The sequence below is a fragment of the Pseudoalteromonas sp. NGC95 genome, from assembly GCF_015864705.1.
In the GTDB taxonomy this organism is placed as follows: domain Bacteria; phylum Pseudomonadota; class Gammaproteobacteria; order Enterobacterales; family Alteromonadaceae; genus Pseudoalteromonas; species Pseudoalteromonas arctica.
The window spans coordinates 244353-256429 of the sequence record NZ_JADYWR010000002.1 but is presented as its reverse complement, the minus strand read 5'-3'; the positions used below and the strand labels follow the sequence as shown (position 1 = coordinate 256429).

The 12077-nt window shown below is 39.8% G+C and carries 10 protein-coding genes; 7 read left to right on the top strand and 3 right to left on the bottom strand.

The window, feature by feature from the left end:
- Position 1 precedes the first annotated feature (1 nt).
- Positions 2-841, top strand: a complete 840-nt coding sequence (locus I6E70_RS03515) for a 23S rRNA (adenine(2030)-N(6))-methyltransferase RlmJ (RefSeq protein ID WP_007586449.1) — start codon at positions 2-4, stop codon at positions 839-841.
- 105 nt (positions 842-946) lie between these two features.
- On the opposite strand, the gene I6E70_RS03510 is transcribed toward I6E70_RS03515, so the two are convergent.
- The 3 genes from I6E70_RS03510 to I6E70_RS03500 all read right to left on the bottom strand — a co-directional run bounded on the left by I6E70_RS03510 (position 947) and on the right by I6E70_RS03500 (position 3281).
- A complete protein-coding gene (locus I6E70_RS03510) occupies positions 947-1765 on the bottom strand; it encodes an META domain-containing protein (RefSeq protein ID WP_197188033.1) in 819 nt (272 codons plus the stop codon).
- Positions 1766-1886: 121 nt separating this feature from the next.
- The gene (locus tag I6E70_RS03505; RefSeq protein WP_197188032.1) at positions 1887-2453 is read right to left on the bottom strand and encodes a PhnA domain-containing protein; all 567 of its coding nucleotides are present in this window, start codon (positions 2451-2453) and stop codon (positions 1887-1889) included.
- Positions 2454-2531: 78 nt separating this feature from the next.
- Positions 2532-3281 carry a substrate-binding periplasmic protein gene (locus tag I6E70_RS03500; RefSeq protein WP_197188031.1) on the bottom strand — a complete coding sequence of 250 codons (750 nt, stop codon included), beginning with the start codon at positions 3279-3281 and terminating at the stop codon, positions 2532-2534.
- 150 nt (positions 3282-3431) lie between these two features.
- On the opposite strand from I6E70_RS03500, the gene I6E70_RS03495 reads away from it, so the two are divergent.
- The 6 genes from I6E70_RS03495 to I6E70_RS03470 all read left to right on the top strand — a co-directional run bounded on the left by I6E70_RS03495 (position 3432) and on the right by I6E70_RS03470 (position 11925).
- Positions 3432-4697, top strand: coding sequence for an EAL and HDOD domain-containing protein (locus I6E70_RS03495; RefSeq protein ID WP_197188030.1), 1266 nt, complete (start codon positions 3432-3434; stop codon positions 4695-4697).
- A gap of 2 nt (positions 4698-4699) precedes the next feature.
- Positions 4700-5314: a paraquat-inducible protein A gene (locus I6E70_RS03490; protein WP_197188029.1), complete on the top strand. Its 615-nt coding sequence runs from the start codon at positions 4700-4702 to the stop codon at positions 5312-5314.
- Positions 5315-5408: 94 nt separating this feature from the next.
- A complete protein-coding gene (locus I6E70_RS03485) occupies positions 5409-5771 on the top strand; it encodes a hypothetical protein (protein WP_225913250.1) in 363 nt (120 codons plus the stop codon).
- A 112-nt stretch (positions 5772-5883) separates the two neighbouring features.
- Positions 5884-7260, top strand: a complete 1377-nt coding sequence (locus I6E70_RS03480) for a TolC family protein (protein ID WP_197188028.1) — start codon at positions 5884-5886, stop codon at positions 7258-7260.
- Positions 7250-8797: an efflux RND transporter periplasmic adaptor subunit gene (locus tag I6E70_RS03475; protein ID WP_197188027.1), complete on the top strand. Its 1548-nt coding sequence runs from the start codon at positions 7250-7252 to the stop codon at positions 8795-8797. The genes I6E70_RS03480 and I6E70_RS03475 overlap by 11 nt, the downstream gene beginning before the upstream one ends.
- A gap of 8 nt (positions 8798-8805) precedes the next feature.
- Complete coding sequence (locus tag I6E70_RS03470; RefSeq protein ID WP_024590588.1) at positions 8806-11925, top strand: efflux RND transporter permease subunit; 3120 nt, start codon at positions 8806-8808, stop codon at positions 11923-11925.
- The last annotated feature ends 152 nt before the right edge of the window (positions 11926-12077 follow it).

Here is a 12077-nt window from a genome sequence, read left to right as displayed (position 1 = left end):
AATGCTTAGTTACAGACACTCATTTCATGCGGGTAATCCTGCCGATGTACTTAAACACTTAGTACTGGCACAAGTGCTAAATTATCAAACAATTAAAGATAAACCGCTTGATTATATAGACACACATTCAGGTGCTGGCTTTTTTGAACTTGCAGCTGCCGATGCGCAAAAAACGCAAGAGTATCAAGATGGTATTGAAAAACTTTGGCATCATAAAAGTGAGCATGCTGAGCTTAATGAATACATTGAATTAATTAAGTCATTTAACGACACTGACGAACTTGCGTTTTATCCAGGTTCACCAAAAATTGCAGAGCACTACTTACGCCGCCAAGATAAGGGTTGGTTTTTTGAACTGCACCCTCGCGATTTATTATTACTTGAAGAAAACATGCAAGGTAAGCGATCTATTCGTGTACGTGGAGAGGATGGTTTTGCAGGTTTAGTTGGTTTATTACCACCAGCATCTCGCAGAGCGTGTGTGTTAATTGACCCTCCATACGAAATTAAAGATGACTACGAAACGGTTGTAAAAACCTTAGTTAAAGCTCATCAGCGTTTTGCTACAGGTACTTACATGATTTGGTATCCGGTTGTAGATAGAGAGCGGATTGATAATATGGAGCAGGGCTTAATTGATTCAGGAATGCGCAACATTCAGTTATTTGAATTAGGCACTGAAGCGGATACTGACGTACACGGTATGACAGCATCGGGCATGATTGTAATTAATCCTCCATGGAAGCTAAAGCAAACAATGGATGCAATAATGCCTGAACTTGTTAGTTTGTTAAGTGAGCCAAGTGGTTTTTACAGAAGTGAACAACTCGTTGATGAGTAACTTTAAATAGCGCTTATAACGAATAATAAAATGCCCAGCTTTGCTGGGCATTTTATTTAAAATCAATACGAATGTGTTAGGTAATATATATAAGGGAGCTAAATATTAATTAAAATAAACCGCACTAAAAGTAGCAAGCGTATTACCGCGACTGTTTTTAAGTTTTAGTGATTCACCTGTTATTTCCCACTTTGAAGTTTTGCTAAGTACGTCAGACATAGCCGCTTCTTGGCTCATATTATCCGAGCACATCTTTTTTGTACTTGCTAGCTGACTAAGTGCAATTGTTTGCTGCTCGGTACTATAGCTTCCGCTAAAATTATTACAGCCTAAAAAGCCATTAACGCGGTGGTCTTTATTGAACTGAATGAATGGTTCTTTAGTTGTAACATTCACAGTTTGAGCATTTATTGTTATTGCTTTCCAGTAAGTATTTGTGAGTGTTACATCGGGTTTTTGAGTCGACACTTTTGAAAGCTCAATTTTATAGGGGGTAGTTAACTGTGATTCTGCAAACGGGTCATGATTTGTTGTACTTGTGTAAAGCACTTTGTCTTTATTTATAATTCTGGCGCTTAGGCTATAGCGATGTTTATCGCTAATTTTGCTGGCATCATAAATTAGCTCAACGGTAAATGGCGGGGCTTGGGTTACATCAATCACTTCTTGTGTGATTATATCGGCTTTTACATCCATTTTAGATACATTGGAAAGCGTAACTATTAATTGCGAGCCAGGGCGAAGCATACTGCGATCTTTGTAGCTAGCTTGAATAGTTAGGCTGGTTATTGCTTCTGCAATTTCTGTGTTTTCAGTCGATTTAGTTTGCTCACCGCAGCCAGTTACTGCAAAAGCGCTAAGCGCCAATAAGCCAATCCCTGCAACTGCCTTTTTACGCGAAGATACTGCTTGATGCTTTTCCATGTTGGTTATCCTTACTCAATATTATGTCCTTAGTGTATTACCTAGTTACTTAATCATTCCTTAACTTATTTTAAACATAAAAAAAGGCGCATTAGCGCCTTTAATAATTAAAAACAAACGATTATTTTTTAACAAACTTAGTTAAAATAACAATGCGCTGGCCGTCAACTCGCCCTTCAATATGTTCAGGGTTGCTGGTTAGGCCAATATTACGAACAGCTGTTCCACGTTTAGCGGTAAGGCTACTGCCTTTAACGTCTAAGTCTTTAATTAGGGTAACAGTATCGCCTGCTTGAAGTACTACACCGTTGCTATCTACATGCTTTAAATCGTCATCTTCGGCAAGTGCTTTTTTAGCCCAGATTAGCGTGTCTTCTTCAAGGTAAATCATGTCTAGCGCATCTTGTGCCCAGCCATTATCAGGCGCTAAACGCGAAAGCATTCTGTAAGCTACAACTTGTACTGCAGGAGTTTGGCTCCACATGCTATCGTTTAAACAGTGCCAATGTGTAGGCGTTATTTCGCTGTTATTCTCGATTTGATCTTTACATGTTTGACACGTGTAAATACATTTATCTGAGTGGGTTTCAGTTACCGGTGGTACTTCATAAACAGATAAGTTCTCGGTGGCTGCACACAATTCACATTGATTATTACTACGTTCGATTAAGGCTTTTTCAATACTCATGGGGCTCTTTCTGATTCTGGTCGAGTTAACATTTGCTGCTATTATACTCCAAAACACGAGCTCTGCGCCATTAGTCCCTTAATTTTGTGTGGGTATATTACTCATATACTTATCTTCAATACTTTTTATATATCCTTGAGCGTGAAGGTTTTTAATTGCTAGGTTTATTTGGGGCAATAACCCTTTATGTTTGCTCAATAAACGAATTCTTAAAAAACCATGGGAATGCTGTGCGCCAAAGGCAATGTTTATCTCTAATTGCTTTGCCCAATAGAGTGCAGTTAACTTACCTACTAGTGCTGCTTCTACACGGTTTCTTGATAGAGCGGTCATAAGTTCTTTCTCGGATGGAAAGTCAACACGCTCAAAGGTGTTATCATTAAAGTAATAGTAACCTAGTACCGTTCCTATATTTTTGCCCTTTAAGCTATCAGCGCTTTGCCAGTTCCGGGCATTTTGAGGCAAGGTAACAATCATTTCTGTGGCATAAATAAGGGGCTCTGAAAAAACATAACGAGAGTCATTTCTCTCATCCTTTGGAAGCCATTCTAATGAAATAACATCAAAATCGATTATTTCATCTTGTAAATATTTGGTAATACGCTTTGTGGGTAGGTCGATATGAGAAGCTGCAACATTTGCATCATCGAGTGCTTTTTCAATAATTTCGGGTAATACACCAGGCTTTTCTGGATCATTTGTATAATATGGATAATGACTACCTGACGCGCTAACATTGTATTTGAGGGGAGTAGGGTTAATGCTGGCATAGCTAAAAGATACAAATAGTAGAGGGCTCAGTACTAATAACCGAATAAAGTTAGCCAAATCTCCACCTTTTATATTAATATTTTTATATTAGTGTTGTGTAATTTTAACATTTTTGCAATGACGACTATGTTTATCTTATGCGAGTTGCATTAAAGTACACATATTATTGGCTGTTTTGCCATCTCTTATTTATAGGTTTAGAGCCAAGTGAAATTAAATAACATACCTGATGAGGTACAAAAAATAACTCAGTTTGTCGCGCGGCAACCTATTTTTGATATAGACCAGAATGTTTTCTCGTACGAACTGCTTTATCGAGACTCAGCCAACAATGCGTTTCCTGTGGGCACTTCTGATGTGCATGCGACAAGCCGCCTATTTTTTAATGCATTAATGTTGGTAGGTTTAGATAGACTTACCGCGCATCATTTAGCTTTTATAAACTTGTCATCAGAAACTATTCTCGATAACTTTCCCAAACTTTTATTGCCAGAAAATAGTGTTATTGAAATAGTAGAGCGCACGGGCAATATTCCTGCGGTTGCTGAGCGTGTGCAAGAACTTAAAAAAGAAGGGTATGTTTTTGCACTTGATGATTACGATGGCGATCCAAAATGGGAGCCACTATTAGCACATGTTGATTACATAAAAATTGAGATAGATGATCCGGTTATTAAAACCAATATGCGCATTAAAAAAATAAAACGCGCAAATCCACATGCAAAAATAATTGTTGAACGAATAGAGACGCATGAACAATTTAATATATTAAAATTGGCAGGCTGTGATTTATTTCAGGGGTTCTTTTTCTCTCGCCCAGAAATGATTACGTATAAAGGTGTAGAGCCTTCAAAGTTAACTGTTTTTGATCTATTGCGTTTTACAGCAAAACAAAAACTTTGCTTTAAAGAAGTTCATCAACGAGTGGCCAGAGATGTAGCCATAACAGCCAGGGTTTTAAAGCTGGCTAACGCGCGTTCAGGAAAAGCAAATTTAGTTATTACTTCTATTTCACAAGCGGTTATTTATTTAGGTGAAGATACAATAAGGCAATTTGTTCGTGTATTAGCAATTAGTGAGTTGGGGGTCGAAAAACCAACCGAATTAACTAAGCTTGCTTTAACGCGGGCTCAATTTATGTCGCTTATTTTAGAGCAAAATAATAAAGAGCTGACCGAGCAAGGGTATCTAGTGGGTTTGTTTTCTGTGCTTGATGCCATTTTAGATGGCGATTTAAAAGACATAGTTAAAGAGTTTACTTTAGATGCTGCAATATCTGATGCGTTACTACTTGAAAAAGGCACTTTAGGTGAGTGTTTATCGCTAATAAAAGAGTTTGAAGTAGATAATATTGATAAGGCGATGGTTCAACTAGCTAAAATAAATCCCGAACAACATGTTGGGCATATATTTAATTTTTTACTGGATGCTGTTTTATACAGTGACGACATTATTGAGGCAATAGCAGAATAAATATGCGTAATTGGTTGTCGGTTATAAGTGTAGTGGTTGCTCTTTGTTTATTGTTTCCTGGTATTACAAAACCAGTATTAACAATAGAGGGCAACATAGATAAATCAAAACTAGCGCAAGCGGGTATTGAAATGCTGGCTGAAGAGGGGGATGGTCGAACTCGCAGTATGCTAATGATGTTCTCGAACATGCTAGGGCTTGATAAGTTAGAAGGTGAGATTAGCGCCTATAACAAAACACAAAGTATTTTAGGCACAGTTAAAGAGCTTGCTAGCAATAATAATTTATTTGTAGCCGCTTTAGTGGGGTTGTTTTCTATTGTTATTCCAAGCTTGAAGCTGCTATTACAATTGCTTTATTGTTGCCTACCTTTGAATGGGTTTAAGCAAAGGCTCGGTCTGGTTATTTGTGCATTAAGTAAGTGGAGCATGGTTGATGTATTTGTTATTGCATTAATAGTGACTTACTTAGCAGGTAACGCCCATGGTAAAAGTGGTGAGCTACTTGTTATGAATGCACAATTTGGTGAAGGGTTTTGGTATTTTAGCGCATATTGTATATTTGCAATTATCGCGAGTAACTTAATTAAAACACCTGCTAAACCGCAGTCTACATAATTAAAGTATTTGTGGTTGCCGTTAGGTTACCTTACAATCATTTTAAAGTTTATTAAAAGGCATAATGTTGCAACGTTTTTACTCTAGTTTACTCATGATAACTTTACTGCTCACTTTTGTGGGTCAGGCAGTTGCGTCTGTAGCTATGGTATGCGAAATGCCACATATGCCAACTAAGACAGCAACGCATGCCCAAATGCCAATGACACAAAGTAGTGATGCAACAGCTGTCGTTAGCATGTCTGAAAATATGATGCAGATGGATTGTTGCGACGACGAAAGTACGCCACAAAATGACTGTAAATGCCCTATGAGTGGCTGCGCTGCTAACTCAATGCTTAATGTTGATACTTTATTTAGCGTTACTTTACTTGAATCTGAAAAAGTAAATGTACGTGTATTTACTACACAAATTAATATACCTCGTTCACTCTACCGCCCTCCTATGTCTGCTTAATAGCAGGATAGGTGTATGTAAAAATTGCGGTAACCCCGTTTATTGGTAACTCCTAAACACCTTTTTTGCTTCCTAATTTAAGATTTTCTTTTATTTTTAGATGGAGCAGGTGATGAACCACGCTGTAAGTATTAAAGTCGTATTATGTAGTGTTGTGTTATTTAGCACAGCTGTTAATGCGCAAAACAATCAAAATAACCTAAATACCGAAACACTAAAGCAAACTAGTAATGAGCAAACGCTTAGCTTAACGCAAGCGCTTAATTATGCGCTAACGCATGAGCCATGGCTAAAAGCGAGTGGCTACCAAGAAGATGCAGCAATAGCGCAAAGCATTGCCGCTGGCACCTTACCCGATCCTGTTTTAACGGTTGGCTTACTCAACTTACCTACTAACGGTTATGCGTTTGATCAAGAAGGGATGACGCAGCTTAAAGTTGATTTGAGCCAAAAGTTTAGCCGAGGGAATAGTTTAGCGCTTAAACAAAAAGCATTAGCACAGTCTGCTCAACAATACCCTTGGCAGCGCGCCGATCGCTTGGCACAAGTAAAAGCAATTGTGATTGAGTCGTGGTTAAACGCGTATCGTGCTCAGCGAAGTATTGCTTTAATTGAGCAAGATAGAGGGCTATTTACTCAACTTATTGACATTACCGAAGCAAGCTACGCAAGCACCTTAGGTAAAACACGTCAGCAAGATATTATTCGTGCGCAATTAGAGCTCACTCGCCTTGAAGATAAGCTGGTTATGCTTGAGCAACAATTTGAAAGTGCTAAAAACCGTTTAGCACAGTGGTTACCTATAAATATGCTGATGCAGCCTTTAAATACTGAGTTTACTAAAACTGCGGGGCTGGTTGATTTTGCGAACCTTGAATTTAATGAATTAATACAATTACTTATGGCGCATCCCGCAATTATTGCGATAGAGAAAACCGTAACGGCAAAGCAAACCGAAGTTGCGCTCGCCAAGCAAAGTTACAAACCTCAAATGGGCGTTAATGTGGGTTATGGTTACCGAGATGATACGCCTATGGGGGAGTCGCGAGCTGATTTACTTTCAGTAGGATTTAGCATTGATTTGCCATTGTTTACTGATAACAGACAAGATCAACAGGTTAAATCGGCGATTGCTAGTGCAGAAGCTACTAAAACACAAAAGCTGGTGGCGCTTCAAAAACTCAAAGGCATGTACTTTAAGGAGTTTAGTCAACTCGCTCGTTTGCAAAAACGCGATGCGCTTTATCAAAATACGTTATTACCGCAAATGTCAGAGCAATCTCAAGCAACACTTAATGCTTATACACGCGACGACGGGGATTTTTCTGATGTGATGCGCGCGCGCATTAGTGAACTTAATGCCAAAATTGATGCACTGAATATTCAAGTAGATCAACATATTATTACCGCCCGCCTTAATTATTATGCAAGTAGCTTAGACCCCCAAGTAATGAGCGAGCAAACTGGAGAATTACACAATGAATACTAATTTAAAGTTACTTGTTGCCGCCTTAGTTGGCGCAGGCGCCTTTGGGTTAATAGGCGGCTTAGTAATGCAGTTTTTACCTAGCAACTCGGCAATGAATGAACAACAAATCGCTGACAAACAGCCCTTATATTGGGTAGCCCCTATGGATAGTAATTACAGGCGTGACGCGCCAGGGCTTTCGCCAATGGGAATGGATTTAGTACCTGTGTATGAAAACGCTAGCAAAGCTCAGGATGGACCAGGTGCTGTAACTATTTCGCCTGCAGTAGTTAATAACTTTGGTGTAAGGACTGCCAAAGTAGAGCTTAAAACACTTCACAGCGATATAAATACTGTGGGTTATGTGCAATATAACCAAGACCAACTTATTCACATTCATCCGCGTGTAGAAGGCTGGATTGAAAGTTTATATGTTAAAGCACAAGGCGCAGAAGTTAAAGCCGGTGAGCCTTTATATACATTGTATTCACCACAATTGGTGAACGCACAGGAAGAGCTTTTATTGGCAGTTAATCGTAATAATACCGTGTTAATTCGCGCTGCAAAGGCGCGTTTAGAGTCGTTAAATGTGTCTGATGGATTTATCGAGCGCTTACAAAAAAATAAAAAGATAATGCAAAATATTACTTTTTACGCAAAGCAAAGTGGTGTGGTAGATGAGCTAACAGTACGAGAAGGCTTTTACGTTAAACCAGGCACATCCATGATGAGTATTGCCCAGCTTGATGAAATTTGGGTAGAGGCGGAAGTGTTCGAGCGCCAATCAGAACAAGTGAGTGTTGGGTTGCCCGTTACAATGACGCTTGATTACTTAAAAGGTCAAAAGTGGGAAGGTAAGGTTGATTACATTTACCCCGCGCTTGATGCTAAAAACCGGACTCTGCGTGTAAGGCTTAGGTTTGAAAATGCAGATCATCGGTTAAAACCAAATATGTTTGCACAAGTGAGCATTCACGCTAAAGCGAGTAAGGCGCAATTTACAGTCCCTAAAGAAGCGGTAATCCGCACGCAGCATCAAAACCGTGTGGTTATTGCATTAGGTGAGGGTCGTTTTAAATCAATAGAAGTTGAAGTTGGGCAAATTAATAGTAATGAAGCGGTCATTTTGTCAGGTGTAATGACAGGTGACACGGTAGTGACTTCAGCGCAATTTTTAATAGACTCTGAATCGAGTAAGAGCTCTGACTTTAAACGAATGGAAATGCCTAGTTCTGGTATTAGCTCAGGTATGAGTTCTGTTTCAGGCTCGAATATGAACATGGATATGCAGCTACAAAACGCCACGGTTAACGGCACTATTAATGCCATAGATACACAAAATCGCATTATTAATATTAGCCGAGAAGCCATTGAAAAATGGAATCGAGAACCCGCAACAATGGACTTTGTATTAGCGCCAGATATTGATATTAGTCAGTTTGAAAATGCCCAGTATATTAATTTTACTTTTAGCATTATTAACGATGAATTTGTAATTACTAAAGCGCAAAACGCAGAGCCGATTGATCATTCTACTATGCAACATAGTTCTCACTAGGAGCCATTATGATAACTGCCATTATTCGCTGGTCTGTTAGCAATCGCTTTTTTGTGTTGTTGCTTACATTAATTTTACTGGGTGGAGGGTTGTTTGCTGTAAAAAATACTCCAGTGGATGCCTTGCCTGACTTATCTGATGTTCAGGTCATTATAAAAACCACTTACCCGGGGCAAGCGCCGCAAGTAGTGCAAGACCAAGTTACATTTCCGCTCACCACAGCAATGCTTTCTGTGCCGGGTGCACAAACTGTAAGGGGTTTTTCGTTTTTTGGAGACTCGTACGTTTACGTTATTTTTGACGAAAAAACCGATTTGTATTGGGCGCGTAGCCGAGTACAAGAATACCTAAGCCAAGTAGCGAGTAGATTACCCGATAGCGCTACGCCAGAGCTTGGCCCTGATGCAACAGGCGTAGGTTGGATTTACTTATACGCACTAATTGATAAAACAAATAAACACGATATTAGTCAGCTACGAAGCTTACAAGATTGGTTTTTAAAGTTTGAACTACAAACTGTGCCCGGTGTATCTGAAGTGGCTGCTGTTGGTGGCATGGTTAAGCAATACCAAGTCAATGTAGAGCCCGATAAATTACGCGCATATGGTATTCCGCTTAGCCTCATTCAAACCGCTATTCAACAAGGCAACCAAGAGATGGGCGCCTCAGTAGTTGAAATGGCTGAAGCAGAATACATGGTAACAAGCACAGGCTACATTAAGAGTGTTGCCGACTTGGAAGCTATTCCGCTTGGTGTAAACGCCAACGGTACTGCGCTGCAATTACGTGATGTAGCCGATATTAGAGTCGGACCGCAAATGCGCCGTGGTATTGCAGAGCTAAATGGTGAAGGCGAGGTAACCGGCGGCATTGTTATTATGCGCTATGGCGAAAATGCACAAAAAACCATTGAGCTTGTAAAAGCAAAATTAGAATCGCTTAAAAAGGGATTGCCAGAGGGCGTTGAAATAGTCCCTGTGTACGATCGCTCCAACTTAATAAATAACGCGGTAGATAATTTAACAAGTAAGCTAATTGAAGAGCTTATTGTAGTTGCCTTAGTGTGTGTGGTGTTTTTGTTTCATGTGCGCTCATCGCTGGTGGCGATTATTACATTACCGCTTGGAATTTTAACGGCATTTATAATTATGTATTGGCAGGGGATTAACGCCAATATTATGTCTTTAGGAGGAATTGCAATAGCGATAGGCGCAATGACTGATGGCGCTATCGTCATGATTGAAAATATGCACAAACATATGGAAAAAACGCCTCTTACCAACGAAAACCGCTGGGAAGTTGTGGCTAAATCGGCGAGTGAAGTGGGTCCTGCATTATTTTTTAGTTTATTAATTATTACCGTCAGCTTTATGCCGGTATTTATTTTAGAAGCGCAAGAAGGACGTATGTTTGCGCCACTCGCTTACACTAAAACCTATGCTATGGCAGCGTCTGCTGGGCTTGCGATTACCTTAGTGCCGGTATTGATGGGTTACTTTATTAGAGGTAAAGTTATTTCGGAGCAAAAAAATCCAGTTAACCGATTACTCGTCGCAGCGTATCGACCACTACTTAACTGGGTGCTTAAATTTCCAAAAATGACACTGGTACTCGCGGTGGTTGTTTCTGTTATTGGCTTTTACCCGGTAAATAAAATAGGCAGTGAATTTATTCCGCCACTCGATGAGGGCGATTTAATGTATATGCCCACAACGTATCCGGGTTTATCGGTAGGTAAAGCGCGCGAAATACTACAGCAAACCGACAAGTTAATTGCCACAGTACCCGAGGTTAAAACAGTATTTGGTAAAGTTGGGCGAGCAGAAACTGCAACAGATCCTGCGCCGCTTACAATGATAGAGACGTTTATTCAGTTAAAACCAAAAGACGAATGGCGCGAGGGTATGACTCTTGAAAAACTTAAAAAAGAACTCGACGGTTTGGTTAAGTTTCCGGGGCTAACTAATGCGTGGGTAATGCCAATTAAAACACGCATTGATATGCTCGCAACCGGTATTAAAACTCCCGTGGGCATTAAAGTTGCGGGACCAAAGTTGAGTGAAATTCAAAAAATTGGTCAGCAAATAGAAGTGCTATTAAAAGATGTGCAAGGCACCGCATCGGTTTACTCAGAGCGAGTAGCCGGTGGACGTTATATAAAAGTAGATATAAATCGTGAAAAAGCCGCGCGTTATAGCTTAAACATTAGCGACGTACAGCAAGTTGTATCTACTGCAATAGGTGGTACAAACGTAACACAAACGGTAGAAGGGCAAGAGCGTTATCCTGTTAATTTACGTTATCCGCAAGCATACAGAGACTCGCCAGAAGAGTTAATGTTGTTACCTATTGTAACTCCTACAGGGCAGCGTATAGCACTTGGTGATGTAGCCGATGTATTTATTGAAGATGGACCGCCTGGTATAAAAAGCGAAAATGCACGTTTAAACGGTTGGAGTTTTATTGATATAGATGGCGTTGATATTGGTACTTACGTTGAGCACGCTCAGCAAGTGCTCGATAAAGACCTAATACTACCTGCTGGCTACTCAATTACGTGGGCTGGGCAGTATGAATACATGCAGCGCGCTAAAGAAAAACTGACTTATGTATTACCACTTACATTAGCGATTATTATTGTATTGCTTTACCTTAATTTTAGAAGCTTTGCTGAGGTCACTATTATTATGGCTACGTTGCCACTGGCAATGATTGGTGGCGTATGGCTAATGTATTTAGAGGGCTTTAACTTTTCAGTTGCAGTAGGTGTAGGCTTTATTGCCTTAGCTGGGGTAGCGGTAGAAATTGGGGTCATTATGTTGGTGTATTTAAACCAAGCCTATCAAGAAAAGTGCCTCGAAGCAGAGCAAGCAGGTAAGCCACTTAGCTTAGTGCAATTACAGCAAGCTATTATTGAAGGAGCAGGGCTTCGAGTACGCCCGGTTATGATGACTGTCGCGACAATTATTATCGGTTTATTACCTGTACTTTATGGCACGGGCACCGGAAGCGAAGTAATGAGCCGAATAGCAGCGCCTATGGTTGGCGGTATGGGCAGTGCAATTGTACTCACCTTACTTGTTATTCCTGCGGTTTACTTGCTGTGGCGCAAACAAGGACTTAAATAATATAAAACAACAAGACGATAGAGCAATGCTGTTACTACTCACGCATTGCTCTATAAAAATTACCTATAATTTGTAAGTTGTTCTATTAAATAGCGAGTTATTACTCATGTTTAAATTAACTAACTGTTTTTAAATAGCTTTTTAATTGGCAC